This window comes from Stappia albiluteola (assembly GCF_014050225.1).
In the GTDB taxonomy this organism is placed as follows: Bacteria; Pseudomonadota; Alphaproteobacteria; order Rhizobiales; family Stappiaceae; genus Hongsoonwoonella; species Hongsoonwoonella albiluteola.
In genome coordinates this window covers 488257-513825 of sequence record NZ_JACFXV010000043.1, presented here as the reverse complement: position 1 = coordinate 513825, position 25569 = coordinate 488257, and the positions used below count along the sequence as shown (strand labels likewise).

Annotated in this window: 24 protein-coding genes; 12 read left to right on the top strand and 12 right to left on the bottom strand. The window is 62.0% G+C overall.

Annotated features, from left to right (window positions below; translation table 11 throughout):
• Positions 1-34: 34 nt before the first annotated feature.
• Positions 35-1123, top strand: coding sequence for a tRNA preQ1(34) S-adenosylmethionine ribosyltransferase-isomerase QueA (queA, locus tag H2509_RS06655; protein ID WP_182163517.1), 1089 nt, complete (start codon positions 35-37; stop codon positions 1121-1123).
• Complete coding sequence (gene tgt, locus H2509_RS06650; RefSeq protein WP_182163514.1) at positions 1116-2273, top strand: tRNA guanosine(34) transglycosylase Tgt; 1158 nt, start codon at positions 1116-1118, stop codon at positions 2271-2273. Before queA ends, tgt begins: the two co-directional genes overlap by 8 nt.
• 6 nt (positions 2274-2279) lie before the next feature.
• On the opposite strand, the gene H2509_RS06645 is transcribed toward tgt, so the two are convergent.
• The 3 genes from H2509_RS06645 to galU form a co-directional block, all read right to left on the bottom strand.
• Positions 2280-2774 carry a DUF4864 domain-containing protein gene (locus H2509_RS06645; RefSeq protein WP_235974718.1) on the bottom strand — a complete coding sequence of 165 codons (495 nt, stop codon included), beginning with the start codon at positions 2772-2774 and terminating at the stop codon, positions 2280-2282.
• A 62-nt stretch (positions 2775-2836) separates the two neighbouring features.
• Positions 2837-3847: an NAD-dependent epimerase gene (locus tag H2509_RS06640; RefSeq protein ID WP_182163512.1), complete on the bottom strand. Its 1011-nt coding sequence runs from the start codon at positions 3845-3847 to the stop codon at positions 2837-2839.
• Positions 3848-3868: 21 nt separating this feature from the next.
• The gene (gene galU, locus H2509_RS06635) at positions 3869-4747 is read right to left on the bottom strand and encodes a UTP--glucose-1-phosphate uridylyltransferase GalU (RefSeq protein WP_182163510.1); all 879 of its coding nucleotides are present in this window, start codon (positions 4745-4747) and stop codon (positions 3869-3871) included.
• Between the two features lie 219 nt (positions 4748-4966).
• Here galU and kdsA point away from each other — a divergent pair, with 219 nt between their 5' ends.
• From kdsA to eno, 3 genes are all read left to right on the top strand, one after another.
• Positions 4967-5821 (top strand): 3-deoxy-8-phosphooctulonate synthase, encoded by an 855-nt coding sequence (gene kdsA / locus H2509_RS06630; protein WP_209001852.1) that lies wholly within the window; start codon positions 4967-4969, stop codon positions 5819-5821.
• A 56-nt stretch (positions 5822-5877) separates the two neighbouring features.
• Positions 5878-7200: a UDP-glucose dehydrogenase family protein gene (locus H2509_RS06625; protein ID WP_182163508.1), complete on the top strand. Its 1323-nt coding sequence runs from the start codon at positions 5878-5880 to the stop codon at positions 7198-7200.
• A gap of 63 nt (positions 7201-7263) precedes the next feature.
• Positions 7264-8538 (top strand): phosphopyruvate hydratase, encoded by a 1275-nt coding sequence (eno, locus tag H2509_RS06620; RefSeq protein ID WP_182163506.1) that lies wholly within the window; start codon positions 7264-7266, stop codon positions 8536-8538.
• Between the two features lie 89 nt (positions 8539-8627).
• Here the strand turns inward: eno and H2509_RS06615 are convergent, their stop codons facing one another.
• The 5 genes from H2509_RS06615 to H2509_RS06595 form a co-directional block, all read right to left on the bottom strand.
• Entirely contained in the window at positions 8628-9296 is a 669-nt protein-coding gene (locus H2509_RS06615; protein WP_182163504.1) for a DsbA family oxidoreductase, read from the bottom strand.
• A gap of 256 nt (positions 9297-9552) precedes the next feature.
• Positions 9553-10743, bottom strand: a complete 1191-nt coding sequence (locus H2509_RS06610) for a hypothetical protein (protein ID WP_182163502.1) — start codon at positions 10741-10743, stop codon at positions 9553-9555.
• A 19-nt stretch (positions 10744-10762) separates the two neighbouring features.
• Positions 10763-12388, bottom strand: a complete 1626-nt coding sequence (locus tag H2509_RS06605; RefSeq protein ID WP_182163500.1) for an AMP-binding protein — start codon at positions 12386-12388, stop codon at positions 10763-10765.
• A 26-nt stretch (positions 12389-12414) separates the two neighbouring features.
• Positions 12415-14286 (bottom strand): extracellular solute-binding protein, encoded by a 1872-nt coding sequence (locus tag H2509_RS06600; RefSeq protein WP_182163827.1) that lies wholly within the window; start codon positions 14284-14286, stop codon positions 12415-12417.
• A gap of 10 nt (positions 14287-14296) precedes the next feature.
• Positions 14297-14569 (bottom strand): hypothetical protein, encoded by a 273-nt coding sequence (locus H2509_RS06595; RefSeq protein ID WP_182163498.1) that lies wholly within the window; start codon positions 14567-14569, stop codon positions 14297-14299.
• Positions 14570-14774: 205 nt separating this feature from the next.
• On the opposite strand from H2509_RS06595, the gene H2509_RS06590 reads away from it, so the two are divergent.
• Positions 14775-15485 (top strand): invasion associated locus B family protein, encoded by a 711-nt coding sequence (locus H2509_RS06590; RefSeq protein WP_235974717.1) that lies wholly within the window; start codon positions 14775-14777, stop codon positions 15483-15485.
• Between the two features lie 89 nt (positions 15486-15574).
• Here H2509_RS06590 and hspQ read toward each other — a convergent pair whose 3' ends face one another.
• The 3 genes from hspQ to H2509_RS06575 form a co-directional block, all read right to left on the bottom strand.
• Positions 15575-15898: a heat shock protein HspQ gene (hspQ, locus tag H2509_RS06585; protein WP_182163823.1), complete on the bottom strand. Its 324-nt coding sequence runs from the start codon at positions 15896-15898 to the stop codon at positions 15575-15577.
• A 156-nt stretch (positions 15899-16054) separates the two neighbouring features.
• Positions 16055-17095, bottom strand: a complete 1041-nt coding sequence (locus H2509_RS06580; protein ID WP_182163496.1) for an HpcH/HpaI aldolase/citrate lyase family protein — start codon at positions 17093-17095, stop codon at positions 16055-16057.
• Positions 17096-17209: 114 nt separating this feature from the next.
• The gene (locus H2509_RS06575; RefSeq protein ID WP_182163494.1) at positions 17210-18094 is read right to left on the bottom strand and encodes a lysophospholipid acyltransferase family protein; all 885 of its coding nucleotides are present in this window, start codon (positions 18092-18094) and stop codon (positions 17210-17212) included.
• Between the two features lie 172 nt (positions 18095-18266).
• Here H2509_RS06575 and H2509_RS06570 point away from each other — a divergent pair, with 172 nt between their 5' ends.
• Entirely contained in the window at positions 18267-19220 is a 954-nt protein-coding gene (locus H2509_RS06570) for an AEC family transporter (RefSeq protein WP_182163492.1), read from the top strand.
• Positions 19221-19306: 86 nt separating this feature from the next.
• The gene (locus H2509_RS06565) at positions 19307-20371 is read left to right on the top strand and encodes a CaiB/BaiF CoA transferase family protein (protein WP_182163490.1); all 1065 of its coding nucleotides are present in this window, start codon (positions 19307-19309) and stop codon (positions 20369-20371) included.
• A 9-nt stretch (positions 20372-20380) separates the two neighbouring features.
• Here H2509_RS06565 and H2509_RS06560 read toward each other — a convergent pair whose 3' ends face one another.
• The gene (locus tag H2509_RS06560; protein WP_182163488.1) at positions 20381-21610 is read right to left on the bottom strand and encodes a UbiH/UbiF family hydroxylase; all 1230 of its coding nucleotides are present in this window, start codon (positions 21608-21610) and stop codon (positions 20381-20383) included.
• A 219-nt stretch (positions 21611-21829) separates the two neighbouring features.
• Between H2509_RS06560 and H2509_RS06555 the strand changes: the two genes are divergently transcribed.
• The 4 genes from H2509_RS06555 to H2509_RS06540 all read left to right on the top strand — a co-directional run bounded on the left by H2509_RS06555 (position 21830) and on the right by H2509_RS06540 (position 25543).
• Complete coding sequence (locus tag H2509_RS06555; RefSeq protein WP_182163486.1) at positions 21830-22768, top strand: DUF2182 domain-containing protein; 939 nt, start codon at positions 21830-21832, stop codon at positions 22766-22768.
• A gap of 198 nt (positions 22769-22966) precedes the next feature.
• Complete coding sequence (locus tag H2509_RS06550) at positions 22967-23692, top strand: CDP-alcohol phosphatidyltransferase family protein (protein ID WP_182163484.1); 726 nt, start codon at positions 22967-22969, stop codon at positions 23690-23692.
• A 21-nt stretch (positions 23693-23713) separates the two neighbouring features.
• Positions 23714-24445 (top strand): TerC family protein, encoded by a 732-nt coding sequence (locus H2509_RS06545; protein ID WP_182163482.1) that lies wholly within the window; start codon positions 23714-23716, stop codon positions 24443-24445.
• Positions 24446-24565: 120 nt separating this feature from the next.
• The gene (locus H2509_RS06540; protein ID WP_182163480.1) at positions 24566-25543 is read left to right on the top strand and encodes a quinone oxidoreductase family protein; all 978 of its coding nucleotides are present in this window, start codon (positions 24566-24568) and stop codon (positions 25541-25543) included.
• Positions 25544-25569 lie beyond the last annotated feature (26 nt).

The window sequence follows — 25569 nt, the reverse complement described above, 5'->3', positions numbered from 1 at the left end:
CGCGTAAGGATGTTGGCTGCAAGGACATGCCGTCGTGAAAGTGGATGATTTCGATTTCGAGCTGCCGCCCGAACGGATCGCGCTGCGACCGGCGCGTCCGCGCGATGCCGCACGCATGCTGGTCGTGCGTCTGGACGACGCGCCCATGCTCGAGGATCGTGGCGTCCGCGACCTGCCCGGTCTTCTGCAGCCGGGTGACGCTCTCGTCTTCAACGATACCCGTGTCATACCGGCTCAGCTTGAAGGTATTCGCCAGCGTGGCGACGCGATCGCGAAGATCGGCGCAACGCTGCATCTCCGGCAGGGGCCGGACCGCTGGCGCGCCTTCGTCAAACCGGCCAAGAAGCTCGCGGTGGGCGATCGGGTCCGCTTCGGCGACGGCGGTAATACATGCCTGCTCGGTGCCCTAGAGGCGACGGTTGCCGAAAAGAACGAGACCGGCGAAGTTCTCTTCATCTTCGATTTCACGGGCCCCGATCTCGATCAGGCGATTGCCGCCGTCGGCCACATCCCGCTACCGCCCTATATCGCGGCCAGGCGGGGTGACGACGAACTGGACCGTGCGGACTACCAGACCATCTTCGCGGAGCGGGAAGGGGCGGTGGCGGCACCGACCGCCGGGCTACACTTCACGCCGGAATTGCTGCGCTCCCTTTCGGAGCGCGGCATCGAACAGCATCTCGTTACCCTGCATGTGGGCGCGGGCACCTTTTTGCCCGTAAAGGCGGACGATACGGCCGACCACGTCATGCATGCCGAATGGGGCGAGGTCAGTGCGGAAACGGCAGCCCGCTTGCGGGATGTGCGCGCGCGCGGCAATCGGGTTGTTGCCGTCGGCACGACGTCGTTACGCATCCTCGAAAGTGCCGCTCAGGGTGAGAGCGGCCTGGCCGCATTTTCCGGCGAGACGCGCATATTCATCACCCCCGGCTATCGGTTCCGCGCCATCGACGCGCTGATGACGAACTTCCACCTGCCGCGGTCCACGCTATTCATGCTGGTCTCCGCTCTCTGTGGGCTGGAGACCATGCGTTCGGCCTATGCGCACGCGATCGCCCAAGGCTACCGCTTCTATTCCTACGGCGACGCGTCGCTCCTGTTTCCAAAGACCGCACATGACTGACCAAAAGCAAAAGCCGTTTTCTTTTCGTCTGCTCAAGACCGACGGCATGGCGCGCCGGGGCGAAATCCGCACGCCGCATGGCATCGTCCGCACGCCCGCCTTCATGCCGGTCGGCACGCAGGCAACGGTAAAGGCCATGTATCCCGATCAGGTGCGCGCGCTCGGGTCGGACGTGGTGCTTGGCAACACCTATCACCTGATGTTGCGGCCCTCCGCGGAACGGATTGCCAGGCTCGGCGGCCTGCACAAGTTCATGAACTGGCCGCACACGATCCTGACCGATTCAGGCGGCTTTCAGGTGATGTCCCTCGCTCAGCTACGCAAGCTGGACGAGAACGGGGTCACGTTCCAGAGCCATGTCGATGGCCGGCGCTACGAAATGACGCCCGAGCGCTCCGTCGAGATCCAGCAGCTGCTCGGTTCCGACATCCAGATGCAGCTCGACGAATGCATTGCGCTGCCGGCGAGCCCGGAAGATACGGAGCGGGCCATGCGGCTCAGCCTGCGGTGGGCCGAACGCTCGCGGCGGAAGTTCGAGGAAATGGGTGGACCGGGTCGCGGCCAGGCGCTCTACGGCATCGTGCAGGGCGGCGCGGAACCGGACCTGCGCATCCAGTCCGCCACAGCCCTGGGCGAAATGCCGTTCGAGGGCTATTCGGTAGGCGGCCTTGCGGTTGGCGAACCGCAGGACGTGATGCTGCGCATGCTCGAAATCACGACGCCCGCGATGCCGGTCGACAAGCCGCGCTATCTGATGGGCGTGGGTACGCCGGAAGACATTCTGGAAAGCGTCGCACGGGGCATCGACCAGTTCGACTGCGTTATGCCGACGCGGGCCGGACGCCATGGCCTTGCCTATACCCGCTTCGGCAAGGTGAACCTGAAGAATGCCCGCCATGCCGACGATCCCCGGCCCCTTGACGAGGCTTCGGCCTGCGAAGCGGCGAACCGCTATTCACGCGCCTACCTGCATCATCTCGTGAAAGCGGGGGAAGGCTTGGCGGCGATGCTGCTGACCTGGAACAACCTGGCCTATTATCAGAGCCTCATGCAGGGCATTCGCGACGCGATCGAAGCCGGTACCTTCGAGGAGTTCCGCGCAAGGACCCGGGAAGACTGGGCCCGCAGCGACATTGCGCCGATCGGCTGAGCGCTATCAGATCGCCTGGGCCTCATCCTCAGTCAGATAACAGCCGGATATTCGCCAGCTGCCATCCGGCTGTTCCTCGAATGTATAGAGGGCAAGCCAGGATTTACCGTCCGGTCCGATAACGAAAACCTCCTGCGTCGGCCCGTGGGAAGTCTGCTTGAACTGGCCGAAGCTGACCGACTTGGGTCGATAGACCGGCCGATAGCCCTGGCGGACCATCTTCATGAATATGTCGGGCTTCTGAAAGCGTTCCTTGATCGCAGGTGCGGCAAAAGCGAAGGCCGCGGCGGCGTTGTCGCTCTGAAAAGCCTCCATTTGATCGGTGATGATCTGGCGCAAGGCGGCATCGACATCATCTGCCAGGGAGGTCCTGGCCGATGAAAGAGCGACAAAGAGCATCGCCGTCGCAACGGCGAGCGAGACAAATACATGCCGCAAGCAGCGTTTCATCGGCCCACTCCATCGTCTTTCCAGTTTAAAGGATACGATGACTCGCGCCAAACAGATGCATCAATTCGATGGGTGCGGCATGTGATGGCCTGGCGGGGTCGAAGTCATGCGCGTCAGGCTTTGTAGTAGTCCCGATACCAGTCGACAAACGCCCTCACGCCCTCGCGAACCGAGGTCTTCGGCTTGAAACCGGTTGCTTCGATGAGATCGCCAACATCGGCGAAGGTCGCGAGCATGTCGCCCGGCTGCATTGGCAGATAGCGCCGTTCGGCCTTCTTGCCGACGGCCTCCTCGATGGCGTCGACATAGTCGAGCAGCTTCACCGGCTCGCTGTTGCCGATATTGTAGATGCGGTATGGCGCGCTGCTTGACGCCGGATCGGGGGAGGCGGGATCGAAAGCCTCGTCCGGTGCCGCGGGCCTGTCGGCAATACGCACAATTCCTTCCACGATATCATCGACATAGGTGAAGTCGCGGATCATGTCGCCGTGATTGTAGATGTCGATCGGCTTTTCTTCGATGATCGCCTTGGTGAACTTGAAAAGCGCCATGTCCGGCCGCGTCCACGGGCCGTAGACGGTGAAAAAGCGCAAGCCTGTGAGCGGAATGCGGAAGAGATGTGCGTAGGTATGCGCCATCGCCTCGTTTGCTTTCTTCGTCGCCGCGTAGAGGGAGACCGGATGGTTGCCTCCCCGATGCGGCGACAGCGGCATGGCACTGTCCAGGCCGAAGACCGAGGAGGTTGAGGCAAAGACGAGATGGTCGACGGGGAAGTTTCGCGCGGCTTCGAGAACGGTCAGGAAGCCCGTCACATTGGCGTCGATATAGGCTTGGGGCGCTTCCAGGCTGTAGCGGACACCCGGCTGGGCGGCGAGATGGATGATGCGCTCCGGCCTCTGGTCGGCGAAAAGCTGAAATACAGCTTCGCGATCCGTCAGGTCGATCCGCGCTTCATGGAAATGATTGCTCGCCTTCAGGATCGTGAGCCGGCCTTCCTTCAGTTCCGGGTCGTAATAGGGAGAGATATTGTCGAGGCCGATTACCTTCCAGCCGTCGGCCAGCAGACGGCGGCTGAGGTGAAAACCGATGAAACCGGCAGATCCCGTTACGAGTATGGTGCGCATGGCGGTCTGCCGTTCCAAGCCTCAAGCCTCAAGCAGGTTGGAAAGAAGCGGACGGAGGTCCCTTGCAAGATCCGGGTCGCTCAGGGCGTAGGCGATATTTGCCGACAGAAACCCTGCTTTCGACCCGCAATCGTAGCTCGTACCGTCGAAACGCAAGCCTGTGAAGCTCTGCCTTTCCATCAGCGCGATCATCGCGTCGGTAAGCTGGATTTCGCCTCCGGCACCCTTGCCCTGCATGGCCAGCAGGTCGAAGATTTCCGGCTGCAGGATATAGCGGCCGGTGATCATGAGATTGGACGGCGCGGTGCCCGGCGTGGGCTTTTCCACCATACCCTTGATCGGCATGGTGCGGGCCGGTTCGCCATCTATGCGGATGATGCCGTAATTCTGGGTCTGGTCGTCCGGCACTTCCTCGACCGCGATGATATTGCCGCCGCTGTGATCGTAGGTCTCCACCATCTGGCGCAGGCAACCCTTTTCGGCCTTGATCAAAACGTCGGGCAGGAGAATCGCGAACGGTTCGTTGCCGATCAGGTCGCGGGCGCACCAGATCGCATGTCCGAGCCCCAGGGGAGCCTGCTGGCGCGTGAAGCTGGTCGTTCCGGGTGCAGGGCGGATATCGTCCAGGATCTTCAGTGCGGCCTTCTTGTTGCGCTCCTTGAGCGTCTCTTCAAGCTCGTAGGCTATGTCGAAATGATCTTCGATAACGTGCTTGTTGCGGCCGGTGACGAAGACAACATGCTCGATACCAGCCTCGCGCGCCTCGTCCACCACATACTGGATGATGGGGCGATCGACGATCGTCAGCATCTCCTTCGGCACGGCCTTAGTTGCCGGAAGAAAGCGCGTACCAAGCCCCGCAACCGGCAGGACCGCTTTGCGGATACGCTTGAAGGACATGGGGAAACTCCGGTTTGAACTCTGGGTTGCATGGCGAAGCCGAAAGGCATTTGGCTTTGTATTTAGCATGCCAGCCAAACAATGCAATTTGGGCAAATGTCGGCGATAGGGGAGCAAATCGATGACGGATTTAGGAATTTTGTGCCCGCCGGATCGTCCGTGGTTGCGGTCGGCCTGCCTGCGCGCTATTCACCGCGCAATGCTATGAGGAGCAACGCCATGACTGCATCTGCATCCTGCAATACCCGGGTATCCGCGGGTTCCGTCAGCTTTTCGAACGATGCTCCTTTCGCGTTGATCGCCGGCCCCTGCATGATGGAAAGCCGCGATCATGCGTTGGAAATGGCAGCGGCGGTAAAGGAGATCGCCGACTCCCTGGGCATCGGGCTCGTCTTCAAGACTTCCTTCGACAAGGCCAACCGCACGAGCCTCTCCGCCAAACGCGGACTTGGCCTTTCCGCCGCCATGCCGGTCTTTGCAGAGATCCGCGAGCGTTTTGGCCTTCCTGTGCTCACGGATGTCCACGACGCCACACAATGCATGACAATCGCCGAAGTTGTAGATGTCCTACAGATCCCGGCCTTCTTGTGCCGCCAGACCGATCTTCTGGTGGCCGCGGCCGCGACGGGCCGGGTGGTGAATGTCAAAAAAGGGCAGTTTTTGGCGCCGTGGGACATGCGCAATATCGTCGACAAGCTGGTTGCATCGGGCAATCCGAATGTGATGCTGACGGAGCGCGGCGCGTCTTTCGGCTACAATACGCTGGTCTCCGACATGCGGTCGTTGCCGATCATGGCGCGCACCGGCGCACCGGTCATTTTCGACGCAACCCATTCGGTGCAGCAACCGGGAGGGCAGGGCACTTCGACAGGCGGCGAGCGGGAATTCGTGTCGGTCCTGGCGCGTGCTGCCATTGCGGTTGGCGTGGCAGGTGTGTTCATGGAAACGCATGATGACCCGGACAATGCCCCTTGCGACGGCCCAAACATGATCCCGCTCAAGGATCTGAAAGCCTTGCTGATGGATTTGCAGGCGATTGATCGCGTGGTGAAACGTCTGCCGACATCAAACTGAAATATTTTCGGCACTATGCCGAAGCCGCAAAGGCGCCCCTTCGCGAAAGGTGACAGATGCGTATCACGATGATCGGGACGGGCTATGTCGGCCTGGTGTCCGGGGTTTGCTTCTCCGAGTTCGGTTTCGATGTCACCTGCGTCGATATCGACGCGGAGAAGATCGAACGTCTGAACCGCATGGAAGTGCCGATCTTCGAGCCGGGCCTCGACGACCTGATCGAAAGGAACTACGCCGACAAGCGCCTGACGTTCACCACAGATTTCGATAGCGCGGTCGGACAGGCGGATGTGGTTTTCATCGCGGTGGGTACGCCGTCCCGACGCGGAGACGGAGAGGCGGACCTGACTTATGTCTACGAGGCCGCCAGGCGTCTCGCCCATGCGATGAAGCCGGGGACCGTCGTGGTCATAAAGTCGACGGTCGTCGTCGGAACCTGCCGCAAAGTCGCGGAAATCATCGCCGCCGAACGGCCGGGCCTCGACTTCTCGATCGCGTCCAATCCGGAATTCCTGCGCGAGGGTTCGGCTATCGAGGATTTCATGCGGCCGGACCGCGTGGTGGTCGGCGTCGTCGATACGCGCGGGGAAGAGGCGCTTCGCCGGCTTTATCGGCCGCTGTTCCTGCGCGAGACGCCAATCGTCGTCACCACGCTGGAAAACGCGGAACTCATCAAATACGCCTCCAACGCATTCCTGGCGATGAAGATCACCTTCATCAACGAAGTCGCCGATCTGTGCGAGAAGGTTGGCGGCGACGTGCAGAAGGTCGCGAGCGCGATCGGCCTCGACAAGCGTATCGGATCGAAGTTCCTGCATGCGGGGCCGGGCTACGGCGGCTCCTGTTTTCCGAAGGACACGACGGCTCTGGCGGCGACTGCCCGCAAATATGACACCGCGCTGCGGCTGGTGGAGACGACGATCGAGGTCAACGACGCGCGCAAGCGCGCCATGGCGGAGCGCGTGCTGAACGCGCTTGGCGCAGATCCCGCCGGCAAGACGGTCGGTATCCTCGGCATCGCTTTCAAGCCGAATACGGATGACGTGCGCGACGCACCTTCGCTGGTTATCGTTCCCGCGTTGCAGGCGGCCGGCGTTCGGGTCCGCGCCCATGATCCGGAGGCGCAGGAGCAGGCCGCGCCCCTGCTGCCCGGCGTCGAATGGTGCGACGCGCCCTATGACGTTGCCAATGGGGCGGATGTGCTGGCCGTTCTCACCGAATGGAACGTCTATCGCGGCCTGTCGCCGCGAGCCCTGGCGGAGAGGATGCGGGGTCGCACCGTGGTGGACATGCGCAATATCTGGCCGGCGGAAGAAATCGCGGAAGCAGGGCTCACGCATGTGGGTATCGGCCGGGCGCCCACCCGTGGCGAAAGCTGAAGCCGGACTTGATCGAATGAATGCGCGGCCCGGAGGCCGCGACAACGCGATGGGGAGAGTGAGATGACGGCAATCGTCGACATTATCGGCCGTGAAATCCTGGATAGTCGCGGCAATCCGACCGTGGAGGTCGATGTCTATCTTGAAGACGGTTCCTTCGGGCGTGCCGGCGTGCCGTCGGGTGCTTCGACCGGAGCGCATGAGGCCGTGGAACTGCGCGACGGCGGCTCGCGTTTCCTCGGCAAGGGCGTGGAGAACGCGGTCCGCGCCGTAAACGGCGAGATCTTCGACGCGATCGGCGGTCTCGATGCCGAGGATCAATTGAAGATCGACGAGGCGATGATTGCGCTCGATGGCACCGCCAACAAGTCGCGGCTCGGGGCGAATGCCATACTCGGCGTGTCGCTGGCGGTGGCGAAGGCCGCGGCCACGGCGAGCGGTCTGCCGCTCTATCGCTATGTCGGCGGCACCAATGCGCGGCTCCTGCCTGTACCGATGATGAATATCATTAATGGCGGCGCGCATGCCGACAACCCAATCGACTTCCAGGAATTCATGATCATGCCGGTCGGTGCATCCTCGCTCAAGGAAGCCGTTCGCATGGGCTCCGAGGTCTTCCACACGCTGAAGAAGGCGCTGAAGGATGCCGGCCACAACACCAATGTCGGCGACGAGGGCGGTTTTGCGCCCAATCTCGAATCCACCGATGCTGCTATCGGCTTTGTCATGAAGGCGATCGAAAAGGCCGGTTACAAGCCGGGTGAGGATATCTACCTCGCGCTCGATGCCGCTTCGACCGAGTTTTTCAAGGATGGCAAGTACCACCTCGAGGGCGAGGGCAGGGTGCTGGACTCCGATGAAATGGCGAAATACCTCGCAGACCTGGCGGCACGCTATCCGATCATCTCGATCGAGGACGGCATGGCCGAAGACGACTGGGCCGGGTGGAAGGCAGTGACGGAGCTTGCCGGCAACAGGTGCCAGCTGGTCGGCGACGACCTGTTCGTCACCAATTCCAAGCGCCTGCGCCAGGGCATCGAACAGGGCGTTGCCAATTCGATCCTGATCAAGGTCAATCAGATCGGCTCGCTCAGTGAGACGCTCGATGCGGTTGAGACGGCGCACAAGGCCGCCTATACCGCCGTCATGTCGCACCGCTCCGGCGAAACCGAGGACGCGACGATCGCCGATCTTGCGGTTGCCACCAACTGCGGCCAGATCAAGACAGGTTCGCTTGCCCGCTCCGACCGGCTGGCCAAATACAACCAGCTTATCCGGATCGAGGAAGAACTGGGTCCGCAGGCGCGTTACGCAGGCAAGTCGATCCTGCGCACCTGAATCGGCTTGCTCGATTGATACAATTCAAAAAGGCCCGCCGGTTTCCGGCGGGCCTTTTCATTTGTCCGGCCGATCAGGCTGAATGACGATCAGCCTTCCGGGGTATTGCCCGGCTTGGTTTCCTGTGCGTGCCGCACCGCGGCAACGATCGTTTCGGGCATTTCTGCGCCCATCAGGGCGAAGCGCTCGTCGATGATCATGCACGGTACGCCCGTTACGCCCATGCTATGCGCGTTCTCGATATCCTGCTTGATCCGCTCGAGATCGATATCCGTTTCAAGAAGCTTGGCGACCGCCTCGGCATCCATCCCGACTTCGCGCGCCACTTCAACGAGCGTTTCGTTCTTCGAAAGATCCGCGCCTTCGAGGAAATAGAGCTCGAACAGCCGGTGAACGACTTCGTTCTGCTTGCCTTCCGCTTTTGACCAGAGGATCAATCGGTGGCTGTTCAAGGTGTTCGGCGATTTGGTGATCTTGTCGAAGGCGAAGGGTATGCCTTCTTCATCGCCGGCCGCGCCAATGCGTTTGTAGACTTCTTTTGCCCTGTCGAGGCTGCCGAACTTGTCGGAGAGGTACTTCTTGCGGTCCTTGCCCTCGGCCGGCAGGCTGGCGTCCAGCTGGAAAGGGCGCCAGCGAATCTCGATTGCGACATCGGGCAGGTCTTCCAACGCCTTTTCCAGGCGCTTCTTGCCGATGAAGCACCAAGGGCACATTACATCGGAAACGACATCAATGGTCAGGACTTCTGAGTTGGTCATGGCAAATCTTTCCTCCGCCTCCACAGGCGAACCCAATGGATTGAAACAACAGGCGCCCTGGGGTCAGGCTTCACCAATTCGGCTGAAACGGCCGGAGCGGATTTGCGCGGTTCCGCCCGGTTCAAAGGACGTTCGAGATGACTTCGACCTGTCGGGTCAAAGCCCACGACCGGCGGCCTATCCCGCTCTTCGGGCTTATCCTGCCATCTCTCGTCATCTCGAAAGCCATTCCAGTCAACTTCAATGAGTCCCGGCCTTAGGCAAATCGGCTCGACTTCAGGATCGATTTGACCCGTTCTCCTAGTCTTCTCGCCGCGTCCCTTCCTCGCAATACCGCAACGCCACCCAAACCTTCCACTTCGGCTACCAGATCCTCCTCGCGGGCGAGCGCCGCCGAGGAGAGAGCCACTTTCGAAGCAAGGTCAATGGACAACGCATCCGCATCGCCAGGCATTTCCTGAAGACCGTCCCGGGCAAGATCGTCGAGCTTCAGGCATATGAGCTCTTCGCCCCTCAGCCGGGAGACTTCCGTTGCTTTCAGCAGATAGGTCTGAAAGGCTGCGCCGTCGAGGCGCAAGCGATTGCTATCATTCACAAAACGATCACGAAACGCGGAAAGTGCACGGTTGGCCAGCCCTCTCCGGATACCTGTGCGTATGGCGCATGACAGGTAGCGCGCCAGGCGTTCGTTTTCGAGCCTGCCGACCAGAACGGTGGTCGCGCCCACCTCGTAGAGCGGCGCGGCCTCCTCGGGCGTGTCGACGGCGGCTACCACGGGCAATGTGAAGGTCCGCGCGTCGGATCTCAGTCTGCGTATCTGTGTTTCCGCCACGTCCGGCGGACAATCGATCATCACTGCACGAAAAGGCGCCTCGGACAGGTATTGGTCAGCCATGTCCGGCGTAAAGGCACCGATGATCCGGGTTCGGTCTTTGTTTGCTCGCTCGATGGCGGAAAATCGCCCACCCAGGCCGATGATCAGGAGGCCGGCATCGATGCCTTGCGGAACGGGGAGGTTAGCGGGCCCAAATACGCGCCGCCGCAGTCGCGCTTCCTCCATGCGCACGGTCAGGCGCGACGCATCGCCCATTCTTGTGGCCACTTGCGCCAGCGGAACGCCCGGCCCGACGATCGCGGCAGGGCGAAAGGAGAGGCAATCGAGTTCGGCCGCGGTTATGCCGCCGAAATCCATTATCATGACAGGCACTTCGACGGGAGCGGCACGAATTTGACGGCTCAACTCCCGGATCATCTCCGCTTCGCCGGCAACACCGCTCATGATCGCGAGAATAGCTCTCGGGAAGCGTTCGGAATTGAACAAAAAAGCGATATCGGCAGGATCATCGACGAAGGCGGGCCAGCATGACGCAGGGAAGGCCTGGTATAGGTCGTGCAGTGCACGATGATCGAGACAGATCACGGCCAGGCTGAACTCTGCGGTGTCCATTGAGCCCTCAAATGGAGGTTCAGGCAACTGCCGCCCTGAGCCTGTCGATCCGGACGGCGAGCGCATCGCGATTGATCTTACCATTTTCAAGCCGCGGCAGCGCCGGCAGCGACAATATGCGATAGGGGACTTCCGAAAGGCTGACCCCTTGCGCGTCGAGATAGGCGAAAAAGGCTTCCGTATCCAGCATTGCCCCAGGTTGAGGCACCAAGGCAGCATATAGCCTTGCACCGAGGATGCCATCGCCAACCAGGAAAGCGGCGGCTTCCGTCACGCCGGTGAACGAGGAATACAGGGCATCGAGCACGGCCAGCGGCCCGGAGCCGGGTGCGCTGCTACCGGGCAACCCGATCCCGGCAAGCCCCGTGTCGCTCTGGCGAACAGCCAGCAGCGTATCGACGAAGCCCGCCTTGTCGGTGGGGATCCTGACCTTGCTGGCAGGCCACGCCGAATCGGCAACCATCGCCCCACGCACTTTCAACGTCGGAGGGGCCGCTTCCTCATCGAGCGCGATCTCGACGAGCGCGGGCCCGTGGCGAACCGAAGAGGGAGCTCCGGAAACGCCGAGAGGGATCGACGTCGGAAGTGCGCTGCCGCCGCGCTGGCGCGCGATCATCGCAAATTCATCCGCGACATGCAGGTCGATCACCGTCCTGTTCGTGCGGAGCGGGGTCGCCGCAGGTGACCAGGTATTCCAGACGGCGAGGACGCGGCATTCCGGTGCGTCGAGCCGGCGCTCGACGGCGGGTACGAGCGCACCGGGGCAGAGAATGTAGTCCGCTTCGACGTGATTTGCGTGCGCTGCGAGATTGCCGAGCGCCCTGGGATGGTGGAGATGCAGCGTGCCGGCCGACATCAGCCAGGGCATCAGGCCGGCGCCTATTCCAGCCATACCCGTCAGCGCGTAGGGAATGACAAGATCGGCACCGTCTTGAAGCGACGATTCAAGAAACGCCATGAAGCCTGCGGCGATCCAATGGTTGTGGCTGCGTGCCACCGGCAGCGGCTCTCCGCTTGTAGAGCGGGTCCAGGTCAGCGTCGCGACGTGATCGGCCGGGTTTCGCTCCCTGCGGACGGCGGGAGGCGGCATGCTCTCCGCATCGAGTTCGGCCAATACCGAGGCTATATCGATCAACCCGTCAGGCACTTCCTTGCCAAGCCCGAAGACGAAGCGCAGGCTGAAAAGCTCGGCCGCCGCCGCCCGGGCGTCTTCGGCGATACGCCGCGGCTCGATGCGATCGGCCGCGACGAGCGCTTTGGCTCCGGCACGCGACAAGGCGGAAAGAACGTCCCTCTGGCGCCAATGCTGGGGAAGCGGGGTAACGACAAGTCCGCAGCGCAAGGCTGCCAGAAACGCGATGACGGCATCGACTGTGTTGGGCGTATGGAGCCCGATCACGTGATCGAGCGACAGGCCGACCGCCGCATAAAATCCCGCCAGGCGCGAGATTTCCTCGTCGGCTTCCGCATATGTCAGCTTGCGGGGAGTGCCACCGGTCCACTCGGCCCTGTCCGGCGCGTCGACAAGTGCGACGCGGTCCGGATGGCTTGCCGCCGCCCTGCGAAAGAGCGCATCCAGCGTGATGCGTCCCCAGATTCCGCTCTGGGCGTGGGCTTCGATCGTCTGCTCGCTGGTCAGGATCATCGCTTGGTTTCCAGATGGCCTGCTGGCTAGTTCGGCATCGCCCACCACGCTTCCAGGCGCGGTCCGGCGATGGTTGCATTTGCGGGATGCCCGATGGTTGTCCAGCGGGCGATCCAGATATCGGGAAGATGGAAGAGCGGCACGACATAGTGCCCGGAGATAAGACTGCGATCGAGCGCGCGAACGGCAGCCACGAAGTCTTCCTGGCTCCTGGCTGCCAGCAAGGCGTCGATCATGGCGTCAACGGCAGGGCTTTTCACGCCGGCGAAATTGAAGGTGCCGGGTAGATCGGCGGCCTTCGAGCCCCAGCGGTAGCTTTGTTCGTTGCCGGGTGAAAGAGAGGCAGGCCATGACGCGACCACCACATCGAAATCATAGTCCTGCCGCCGTTTCTGGTATTGCGCCGCATCGACGCTGCGAAGCGTCATTTCGACGCCGATCAGCTTCAGCTGCCGCTGATAGGCTATCGCCAGGCGTTCCTCGTCCTTGGAGGCAACCAGAAACTCGAATGTCAGCGGACGACCGGACCGGTCCCGCATGACGCCGTCCTCGATAGCATATCCGGCGCTATTCAGTAGCCTTACAGCCTCTCTGAGGACCGCCCTGTCGCGACCGGAGCCGTCAGTCTGTTTAGGCGCCCATGTGCCGGCCATCACATCGGGCTCTATCTGGTCAGCATAGGGCGCGAGAAGTTCGCGCTCCGCGTCGCTAGCCGGCCGGCCGAGGGAAGAAAGGATCGAGTTGTCGAAGTAGCCGCCGGTTCGCTCGTACAGGCCATAATAGAGGTTGCGGTTCACCCACTCGAAATCGAATAGCATCGCCAGTGCTTTACGGACGGCAATATCCTGAAAGACCGCGCGCCTGGTATTGAACGCAAAGCCTTTCATGCCCGCGGGGGTGCCAAGCTTAAAGGAATCGCGGCTGACCTTTCCCTCCTTGACGGCGGGAAAGTCGAAGCCGGTCATCCAGCGCGCGGGGTCGCGCACGGGGAGCAAGGATACGAGCCCCTTCTGAAAAGCCTGCTGAAGCGAGTTCTCGTCCCGGAAATACTCGACCCGCACTTCGTCGAAATTATAAAGCCCGCGCCGTATTGGCAGGTCCTTGGCCCAATAGTCGGGATCGCGCCGGTAGGTAATGCGGCTGCCGGGCTCAACCGTGTCGATGACGTAGGGGCCAGAGCCGACAGGAGCGACGAGCGTGCTTTTTTCGAAGGTTTCCGGATCGATGGTGTGTTTCGGGAAGATCGGTGACAGGCCGACAAGAAGGGGAAGTTCACGGTCTTCCCCATTCTCGAAGGTGAAGCGCACCGTATTCTCTCCGATCTTTTCCATCGATTTGATGCGGGAATATCGCGCGCGAAAATGCGGACGCCCTTTGTCCCTCAGTATCTCGAACGAAAAAATGACGTCTTCCGGTGTTACGGGAGCACCGTCGGAAAAGCGGGCGCGCTCATCAAGCTTGAATTCAATCCAGTCGCGCTCGTCGGGAAGGCGGACGCTCTTGGCCAGCAAGCCGTAAAGCGAAAAAGCTTCGTCGTGATTCCGCGCCAGCAGGCTTTCGATGACAAGCTCGCCATATTCCGGATCGCGGATGCCGCGAGCCGAGGACGTTCCTCCCTGGACGATGAACTGGTTGAGGCTGTCGAAGGATCCCTGCACGCCATAAGTCACCGTGCCGCCTTTCGGCGCATCGGGGTTCGCATAGGGCAGTGCCTGGAAATCGGCGGGCAGGGCGGGATCGCCGTGCATGGCAATGCCGTGGACGGCCGGCACGTCTTCCTGTCCGGCGCCGTATCCGGGTGTTGCCCCACCGTCAATTGCCAGCAAAAGAGCAAGCGCCAAAAACGCTTTGGCGGCGGCAAATCGGGCTACCTGCGGAAAAAATTTCTGACTCACCATCATGCGAGGACTATGCGGCCTGAATCACTTTGTTAAGGTTAACATGCGGAAAGAAATACTGCTTCAGCCGAGCATCCCGCAAACGGCGGGGTGGAAGTCCGCGGGGGCGGCTGGTGCCTGCCGCAGCATCGGCAGCCCAATCTGCGTCGTGCCCGGACTCACACGAAAATTGATTGAACAGAATTGCATAGCGGGCAGAGCTGCTTCGAATTTCAATCTGAATTTCTCCGGGCTCCACTGGAAAAGCCTCGATCTTCCCTGTAAAGATGCGCGCGTCCGTCATAGTCAACGTCTTGCCGCATTCTCCCCTCAGAGGAGTAGGCGGCTTTCGAGCGTTCCGCTTATTTGGCCGGTCGCCTGAACAGGGGCGGTGCGAATTTGCAGGCGGATGGGGAAATCAGGGTCGGTGGACTGTCGTCGGCTAAACCACGCCGCTACGCCAGCGTGAGCTATGTATCCGTTTATCGGCTTGGCCGCCCGGATAATGGATGTTCCGTCTCCTGCAATGTGGCGTGCGCGCCCGGGAGGACGGCTTGCAGGCGAATAGGAATCGAGGACAAGGTCGAATGGCGAGTAGCTTCAAGCAGAGACTGGCGGCGTGGGGTGTTGCTTCCATTGCCGCGTTGGGGATGGCCGCTGGTGCGAATGCCCAGACTGCTCAGGAAGTGCAGCCGGATGCGGAAAGCCCCTGGGTCAAGGTCTGCAATACAGACCAGAAGGCCAAGAAGGATGTCTGTCTGATCACGCAGGAATTGCGAACCGATACCGGCCAGTTTCTGGCATCCGTCGCTATTCGCGAGATTTCCGGCGAGGCACGCAAGACGCTCCTGATCGCGGTCCCGCCCGGCATGCTGATCCAGCCGGGCCTGCGTGTGCAGGTGGACGCTGGCAAGCAGACGGAAGCGAAATACGGGATCTGTTTCCCGAATGCCTGTTATTCGGAACTCGTGATCGATGGCGGTTTCGTCGATTCGATGAAGAAGGGCGGCAAGCTGATTCTGACTACGCTTAATCAGCAGGCAAAGGCGGTTCCCTTTGAACTCAGCCTGATAGGCTTCACGAAAATCTATGACGGCGCTCCGATCGACGCTGCTGCCCTTCGGCAGAAGGAGCAGAAGCTGCAGAGCGAATTGCAGAAGCGCGCGGAAGAAGCCCGCCAGAAGCTGATCGACAAACAGAAGGCCGTGACGAACAACTGAGCCTTCGCTCTATCGACAAACAAAAAACGCCGCGGTTCTTTACCGCGGCGTTTTTTGTTTGGTTGCCTAGTCAAGTGACCGAATTGCCATCAATGCATATCGACGTCACGCGGGCGGTAGGAGCCGTCTGCCTGTTCCTCGAAAATCTCGTCGAATTGCGGGTGGCGGATCGGTTCGCCGGTATCGTCTTCCACAAGATTCTGCTCGGAGACGTAGGCGATATACTCCGTCTCCGCGTTCTCGGCGAGCAGATGATAGAAGGGCTGGTCCTTGCGCGGGCGAACGTCTTCCGGAATCGCCTCCCACCAGTCGTCGGTGTTGGCGAAGGTTGGATCCACGTCGAAAATCACCCCGCGAAAGGGGTAGATCCGGTGCTTGACCACTTGGCCGATGCTGAATTTCGCCGTCCGCATTTTATGCATGACCATGTTCCACACCGCGCGAACGCGGCGGTTTCAATTCGGGGGCCTTACAAGTCACGTCCCCGCAATCCTGTCAAGCTTCTCCGATAAATGTGAATTCTCCCATAAAATCGGCCAGAATCGGGCAAGGGCAAGGGTTTATGGCGTTCAGAGCCCGTAGAGGCCGGCCATTTGCGGATCCTTCGCCGCAACCAGACGGGCAAGATCGAGGATCACCTTCGCCTGTTTCCAAGTGGCGTCGTCCTGCATCTTGCCGTCGATCATCACCGCACCCGTGCCGTCCGGCATGGCATCGACGATCTTCGCGGCAAATCGCACCTCGGAGGGTTCCGGGCTGAAGACGCGCTTGGCGATATCGATCTGGGTCGGGTGCAGGGACCATGCGCCGAGGCAGCCCATCAGGAAGGCGTTGCGGAACTGCGCCTCGCAGGCCGCCGGATCCGAGAAATCGCCGAAGGGGCCGTAGAAGGGCTTGATACCGGCTGAAAGGCAGGCATCCACCATCTTGGCAACCGTATAGTGCCAGAGGTCCTGCTGGTAGGCGGTCCGGGAGGCGTCGCCATCGGCGTCGGCCAGCACCGCATAGTCGGGATGGCCGCCGCCAACGCGCGTCGTCTTCATGCCGCGGGAGGCGGCAAGATCCGCCGGGCCGAGGCTCATGCCGTGCATGCGCGGGCTCGCGGTTGCAATCTTCTCGACATTCTTGACGCCTTCCGCAGTCTCCAGAATGGCGTGGATGAGGATCGGCCGGGTGAGGCTCGCCTTCGCCTCCAACTGGGCGAGAAGCTGGTCGAGATAGTGGATGTCCCAAGGGCCCTCGACCTTGGGCAGCATCACGACGTCAAGCTTGTGGCCGACGGCGGGAACGATCTCCATCAGATCGTCGAGAACCCAGGGGCTGTTCAGGCAGTTGATGCGCGTCCAAAGTCCGGTATCGCCGAATTCATTGTCGCGCGCCATGCGGATGAAGCCCTGGCGAGCGGCAACCTTCTGATCGGCCGGGATCGCGTCTTCCAGATTGCCCAGCACCACGTCCACCTGATTGACGAGATCGGCGACCTTGGCCCGCATCTTCTCGATATGCGGCGGCACGAAATGGATCATGCGCTCAAGGCGCACGGGGAGGTCGCGGCAAGGGGTTGGAGCACCAATGGCGAGCGGCTGGTAAAAGGCGCGCGGCGTCTTCATGGGACGTTCCTCTCAATTCCAAGGCGGCCAAAAGCGAAGCGAGCCATTCAATAGCAGATTATGCTGCAATGCATATATTGATCGAAAAGATAGGCCGGACGACAGCCGGCCCGGTCAGACCCACTTGCGGTGGATCCACATCCATTGGCTCGGGTTCTCGCGGATCCACTCCTCGAACTGGCGATGCACAAGCGCCGTGGCCGCCGTGATGTCGGCCTTGCGGTCACCAGTCACCGGATAGGCAACCGGCCGCGCCTCGATACGGAATCGCGCACCCTTGAGCCTGACGACACGGCTTGCGATCAGCGGCAGGCTGCTGCCGCGTGCAAGGCTGGCCGGAAAGGGCGTCGCGTGGGCTTCGCGACCGAAGAAGGGAACCCTGATGCCCCTGACGTCCCGCAGATCGGCAAGAAACGCGACCATGCCACCGCCGCGCGCAATCGCCATCAGCCGTCGCGCCGTGTCGTGGCCTTTCGAAAACAGGCCAGCGGGGTAGATAGGGGCGCGAAGGTTCTTGAGAAGTTCGTCGGCCAGCGGGTTCTTCAGCGCCTGATAGACGCCCGCCGGCTGCCTGCCGGCTGCCAGCCCGCCAAGGGCGCAGACTTCCCAGTTTCCCGAGTGCATGGAAACGATGATGCTTCCCTTGCCCTCGAATGCCCTTTCCGCCGGCCCAATATCGAAGGCGAACCGCGACGGGTCCGCCGCCAGCCGGTCGAGCTGAAGCGTTTCGGCCATGACGCGGCCAAGGTTTTCCCACATGTCGCGGGCGATCGCGTCGCATTCCTGCGGCGATTTTTCCGGGAAGGCGGCCTGGAGATTCGCCACGGCCCTTCGATGGCGTGCGTTGAATGGCGCGACCACACGCCAGATCCGTCCGCCAAGCCAGGACGCCGCATCGAGCGGCAATAGCCGGATGACGCCAAGCGCCGATTTCAGCGCCAGCCATTCGAGCCGGTATTGCAGGGATTTCAGGGCAGCGCCCCGCCGCGGCGGACTCATCTGTCGTCTTTTGTTCCTTGACTGGCGGCAAGCCGATCGCAGGGGACCGGTTCGAAGGGCCGATTGACCCATTTGGCCGAACCCGTTACGCCTCAGGGGATTACTCAAGTGTCCGAATGTTGGCAACCGCCCGGTTGGCTCCGGTATTTCGGATGCTCTCCGGAAGGACTCCATGGAAAAGGTCATTTCCCTGGCGTTGCCGTTCTTCGGCCTGATCTTCCTCGGCGTCGCCGCGGGCAAACTGCGGCGCATCCCGCCGGCGGGCCTCGAATGGATGCGCTTCTTCGTCATCTATATCGCGCTGCCGGCTCTGTTCTTCCGGCTGCTTGCAAGGACGCCGATCGAAGAGCTGACCAATGTCGCCTATGTCTCGGCGACGACCTTTGCCACCTATTGCGCCTTCGCTCTCGCCTTCTGCGTCGGCGTGCTGGCGACGCGCGGCAACATTCCGGAAGCGACGATCCAGGCCCTCGTCGGCGCCTATTCGAATATCGGCTACATGGGCCCCGGCCTGACGCTTGCGGTGCTTGGACCGGCGGCCGCCGTACCGACCGCGCTGATCTTCTGCTTCGACAACATCCTGCTGTTCACGCTGGCGCCGCTGATGATGGCGATCGGCGGCACGGAAAACGAACCGCCATTGAAGACGGCGCTCACCGTGCTCCAGCGCATCTTCACACATCCCTTCATCGTGGCGACGATCGCCGGCGTGCTGGCGGCGGCTATCGAGTTCAAGCCGCCCGAGGCGCTGGAAACGCTCCTGATGTTCCTGAGCAACGCCGCCGCGCCTTGCGCGCTGTTCGCCATGGGTGTGACGGTGGCGATACAGCCGGCCGGGCGTATGCCGCTGGAACTGCCTCTGGTGCTGCTGATCAAGCTGGTGGTGCATCCGTTGCTGGTGCTGGCACTGCTCATGTGGGTCGGCGGCTTCGACCCGTCCTGGGTGGCTACGGCCGTGCTGATGGCCTGCCTGCCGCCGGCGGCGAATGTCTTCGTGATCGCCCAGCAATATGGCGTCTACGTACAGCGGGCGTCGAGCGCGGTGCTGATCGGCACCCTGGTTTCGACGGTAACGGTGACGGCTTTCATGTACGCGATCACCAACGACATGCTGCCGCTGCAATGACACGATAGAGTGGCGGCATTGCGCCCTGATGCCGGCATGAGAAATATAGGTGTAGACCTGTCGGAAAAGTTTGCGTGGAGGGCGCCATGAGCGAGCAGCCTTTGTCAGGCATCAAGGTGCTGGATTTCACCACGCTGCTGCCGGGGCCGCTTGCGACGCTGATGCTCGCGGAAGCCGGCGCGGAGGTCGTCAAGATCGAGAAGCCGGGCGGCGAGGATCTTCGCGCCTATCCGCCGTTCGTCGATGGCAATTCCGTGCCCTTTGCGCTGCTTAATCGCGGAAAGTCGAGCCTGTTCGTCGACCTGAAGGACAAGGTGGCGCTGGAAGGTCTGAGGCCGATGATCGAGGTGGCCGATGTGCTGGTCGAGCAGTTCCGGCCCGGCGTGATGGAGAGGCTGGGGCTTGGATACGAGGCGCTTTCGAAAATCAATCCCGGACTGATTTATTGCTCGATCACCGGCTACGGGCAGGACGGGCCGCGCGCACTGGAGGCTGGCCACGACATCAACTATCTGGCGCTGACCGGGCTGTTGGCGCTTTCCTGCGGCGATGCGCAGCATCCCGTGCTTCCTCCCACCCAGATCGCGGATATCGGCGGTGGCAGCCTGCCGGCAGTCGCGAATATCCTGCTGGCGCTCTTGCAGCGTCACAAGACAGGAAAAGGTGCGCGGATCGACATCGCCATGGCCGACGCGATGTTCACCTTTGCGGCCTTCGCACACGCTGATCTGGCAGCGACGGGCCGGGCACCGGAAAACGGTGCCGCTCTGCTGACAGGCGGCTCGCCGCGCTATGGGCTTTATCCGACGAAAGATGGTCGGTTCGTGGCTCTTGGCGCGCTCGAGCAGAAGTTCTGGGACGGATTTTGCGCGGCGATCGACCTGCCGAAGGCTTTGCGCGACGACCGGTCCGATCCGAAGGCAACAAAGGAAGGCGTCGCCGCCAGGATCCTCCAGAAGAGGGCCAGCGAATGGGCGCCGGTTCTCGCGACGGCGGACTGCTGTGCCACAATCGTCGTACGCCTTGAGGAAGCCTTCGAGGATCCGCATTTCAGGGGCAGGGGGCTCTTCGATCATTCCGTGGCAGGAACGGAGCGCGCCATCACGGCACTTCCCATGCCGATCGCGCCGCAATTTCGCAAAGCTCCCTGACCTCCGCCTTCAGCGGAGCGAAAGCCCGCGCATCAACTTGGGGCGTGCCATCATCGGGGCGATGCCCTCGCGCATCAACACGCGGCGCAGCGGGCCGATGCGACCGGCGAGATACAGCCCTACACTGCGCATCAACTGCACGGGAAGGAGGTCGCTCAGCAGCGAACGGTTCAGCAGATCGACGCCGGTCGTACGCGAGACGATGTCGGGTCGCCTTGCCCGCTCATAGGCGGTAAGGACGCCCGGACCGCCGATATCCTGCCCCGATGCCTGGGCGCTCACGACGATCTCACCCAGTGCAGCGACATCGCGCAGGCCCATGTTGAGGCCCTGTGCGCCGATCGGCGGGAACACATGGGCAGCCTCGCCGATCAGCGCGGTGCGGTTGGCGGCAACGGTCTTCGCCGTCAGGCCGCCGAGCGGATAACACTGCCTTTTGCCGATGACCTTCATCACACCGAGAATCGAATGGGCACGGCGTTCCAGTTCCAGCGCCAGCTCTTCATCCGACATCAGCGACAGGGTTTCGGCGGTCTCCGGCTCGACGACGCAGACAAGCGACGACCGCCGACCCGGTAGGGGCACCAGCGTGAAGGGGCCGGTACGCGTGTGGAACTCGGAGGAATGATTGTAATGCGGCGCGAGGTGTTCGAGGTTCAGCACCAGCGCGCTTTGCGGATAGCGCCATTCGGAAACGGCGATGCCTGCCGCCTCGCGTACTTTCGAACGACGCCCGTCGGCACCGACGACGAGCCTGGCTTCCACCATTGCACCATTGTCGAGACTGATGGCTGCCGTCGCTTCATGGGCTGCCACATCGACGACGCGCGCATCGATGCGCTGCAGGTTCTCTTCGGCCATGCAGGCCCCGGCGAGAACGGCGTTGAGGTGGCGATTCTCGATATTGTAACCGAAGGCTTCGAGCTGCAGTTCGCTGGCGTCGAAGACGACTTCGGGCGCGCGGATCAGCCGGCCCGTCGCATCGATGATCCGCATATGGGCAAGTGCGGCCGCGTGCGGAAGGATCGCATCCCAGAGGCCGAGGCTTTTCAGCATCTCGACGGACGAATCGAGGAGCGCGGTCGTGCGGCCGTCATCCACCGGCGCAAGCGGCGCAATAAGGGCAGTGGAAAAGCCATGGCGCGCAAGCAGGATCGCACAGGCCATTCCCGAAGGGCCGGCGCCGGCAACCGCGATATCGACCTTGATGCTGGTTGCACCTGCTGCCTTGTCCGGCATCGCGCCGTCTCCCCTTTTGTCCTTCGTCTGATTGCAAAATGAGGCTTGCGGCAGCGATTGCAAGGGGGATGCGGCGAACGGGAATGGCACTCATTGCCGCATCCGGCATTGCACGGATGACAAGGCCGCGGAACGCGCCCTAGTTTGCGATCGACGACGCGAATTGGCACTCTTTCGGATATGCTGATCTGCGTCCGAGTGGAGCAATGGCGACCCGACATGGGCGAAGCGCGGCTTGAACTGTCCAGAACCGGCGCACCGGCCGGCGACGTCATTCGCCGGACGCGCCTGTTGGTGTTTCTCTCCGTAGGCGCCGCTGCGCTGATCGGCTGGATCTATCTTGGTCTCGTCGTCGCCGACATGCTGCCCTACATGGATATGGCCGCGCTCGGCCCCGGCATGGGTGTTTTCAACAGTTTCAACCTTTTCGCCGGCTTGCCGGAGGAGGCGAGGGCGGCAATAGCCGCGCTTTGTCTGCCAACGGGATCTGAAGGCTTCGGCATGCCGGCGGTCTCCGGTTGGGGGGCGGTGGACCTCGCGCTCGTCTTCCTGATGTGGGTGATGATGACGCTTGCCATGATGCTGCCGAGCGCCAGCCCGATGATCGCGACCTATGCGGAGCTGGCCGAAGATCGCGGGACGAGCGTCAATCGCACCTTCAACGTCCTGGCGGTCTGCGCCGGCTATCTGACGATGTGGACGGCCTATTCGACTGTCGCAACCCTCGCGCAATGGGGCCTTACGGAAGCGCGCGCCCTGTCGCCGATGATGGCTCCGGCGACGACGATCCTTGCGGGAACCACGTTGCTGGCGGCGGGTCTTTATCAATTCACCGGCGCCAAGCAGGCATGCCTCGTCCGTTGCCAGAAGCCGCGGGCCTATTTCGCGGTGAACTGGAGCGACCGGCCGGCGGGCGCATACAGGCTTGGCCTCGACCAGGGACTTTTTTGCCTCGGCTGCTGCTGGGCGCTGATGAGTGTGATGTTCGCCGTCGGCGTGATGAACGTGCTGTGGATCGCGCTGCTTGGTTTCGTCATGGCCGTGGAAAAGATCGTCGTCTCGCGCTGGCTGTCGCCGGCAATCGGTGTCCTTCTGATTGCATGGGGCGGACTGATGATCCTCTCCAGCCCTGCAGGTCAAGCCTGGTTCGCCGGATGAGCGGCGGTTCCCGATAACGGAAATTGTGACGGAGCAATCCGGTTACCGGTGAGGAAAATCGGCGGGATACCGTTATTTCGGTCTCGCAATATGCTACCAGCCCGGATATTAGGTTTTGAGTTGCAGCCTCCGGCTTCGGTCCGGCGGCGCGGCTGTTCATTCGTTTGCTGGTCGGCGGGGCCGATCCGGAAAGGGCCAATGGCGAAGAGCAAGGCGGAGACGGCAGAGCATTCCAGCGCCCCGACGGCGTTGTTTCTCATTCATGTTCTGACCGCGCTCGGCGCGCCCATTGCCTTGCTGGCATTGCTGGCCGGGGCCAAGGGCGAATGGGGTCTCATGTTTTCCTGGCTGGGCCTGGCGCTCGTGATCGACGGCATCGACGGGCCGCTGGCGCGCCGGTACCAGATCGCCACGCGGATGCCGCGCTGGTCGGGCGCCGCGCTCGATTTCGTCATCGATTATGCGACCTATGTTTTCCTGCCGGCCTTCGTGCTGGCGGGAAGCGACATGTTGTCGACGCCCTGGAACTGGATCTGCGGCGGTCTCGTCGTCTTTACCGGCGCGCTGTATTTCGCCGATAACGGCATGAAGCAGCCCGACGGGTCGTTCAAGGGATTCCCGGCCGGCTGGAACATGGTTGTCTTCGGCCTGATGGCGGTTTCGCCGTCAGAAACCTTCACCATTCTCTTTGTCATCGCGTGTTGCGCGCTGACCTTCGCGCCGATCCGTTTCGTTCATCCGGTGCGGGTGGCGCGCTGGCGGCCGGTGACGCTCGGCGTTACGCTGATCTGGTTCATCGCGGCAGGGTTTGCGATCTATCAGTCGATGGCGCCGACGCCGGCCGTCATCTGGGCGTTGTCGCTTTCCGGCATCTATCTGCTTTGCGTTTCCGCAGTCCAGCAGGTGCTCGACCGCTATTTCTGACTCAACCGGCGGGGCAATCGTATGGCGTGGCTGACCGATCCGGCAATCTGGGCAAGCCTTCTCACCCTTACGGTGATGGAGATCGTCCTCGGCATCGACAATATCGTCTTCATTTCCGTCATCGTCAGCCGCCTCGAGGCGGCATCCGCCAAGCGCGCAAGGCAGATAGGGCTGGCGCTGGCGCTGATATTCCGCATCGTGCTGCTTGTCATGCTGTCGGTGCTGATCGGGCTGACCGCGCCCGTCTTCACCGCATTCGGCGAACCCTTCTCCTGGCGCGATATCATACTGCTCGCCGGCGGGCTGTTCCTGCTGGTCAAGGGCACGCACGAGATCCACAAGGGCATCGAAGGCGAGGGAGAAGGCGCCGGAAACAAGGTCGCCGCGGGTTTTGCGGCGGTGATCATGCAGATCGTCGTCATCGACATGGTGTTCTCCGTCGATTCGATCATCACCGCCATCGGCATGGCGCAGCATATCGAGGTGATGGCGGCGGCGGTGATCATCGCCATGGCCGTCATGTATGCGGCATCCGGGCCGGTCGCGGAGTTTATCCACCGCCATCCGACCACGAAGATGCTGGCGCTCGCCTTCCTTCTGCTGATCGGCGTGGCGCTGATTGCCGATGGCCTGGGCTTCCATATTCCGCGCGGCTACATCTATTTCGCCATGGCGTTCTCGGCACTCGTCGAGGTTTTCAACGTGCTGGCCAAATCCCGGCGATCCCGGCAGAGATCGCGAAGCCTGTCCTGAAGCGCGACCGCATTCGCCCCTCCCACGACCCCGTTCGGTGGACGGGCAGGGCTTGCCGTGCGCGGACCATCTCTCCATGATCCCTGCCATATGCCTTTAAAGAGCTTGGGGAGACCTCTCATGGTCCATGCGATACGCGTGCACGAGACCGGTGCGCCGGAAATGATGAAGTGGGAAGAAGTAGAGGTTGGCGCGCCCGCAGCCGGCGAAGCCAGGATCCGCCATGCCGCCATCGGGCTGAACTATATCGATACCTATTTTCGCTCCGGCCTCTATCCGGCGCCGGCCGGATTGCCGCTGATTCCCGGCAACGAGGGTGCGGGCGAGGTGATTGCCGTTGGCGAGGGCGTGACCAACGTCAAGGTCGGTGACCGGGTCGCCTATGTCGGGCCGCTCGGCTCCTATTCGGAGGAACGGTTGATCCCCGCCGACCGGCTGGTAAAAGTACCGGACGGCGTCGACCTGAAGACCGCCGGATCGATGATGCTGAAGGGCATGACCGCCCGCTATCTTCTGCGGCGGACCTATGACGTGAAGCCCGGCACCACGCTTCTGTTCCATGCAGCGGCCGGCGGTGTCGGCCTCATCGCCGGCCAATGGGCGAAGAAACTCGGCGCGACGGTGATCGGAACGGCCGGATCGGCGGAGAAAGCGGAACTGGCGCTGGCGCACGGCTATGACCACGTCATCAACTATCGCACCGAGAATTTCGTGGAGCGGGTGAAGGAAATCACGGGCGGCAAGCTTTGCGACGTCGTCTATGATTCCGTCGGCAAGGATACCTACCCGGGTTCGCTCGACTGCCTGAAGCCGCTCGGCCTTTGGGTCTCCTTCGGCCAGTCGTCGGGACCGATCACGGACTTCCAGCTCGTGGCGCTTGCGCAGAGGGGATCGCTCTTTGCGACGCGGCCGACGCTCTTCACCTACATCGCCGCCCGTGCCGACCTGGAAGCGACCGCGAACGACCTCTTCGATGTGGTGGCATCCGGCGACGTGAAGATCCGGGTCAATCAGGAATATGCGTTGAAGGACGCGGTATCCGCCCATCGCGACCTGCAGGACCGCAAGACGACCGGCACGACAATCCTGATACCCTGAGACCTGAAAGAGGACCGGGAGCGGAT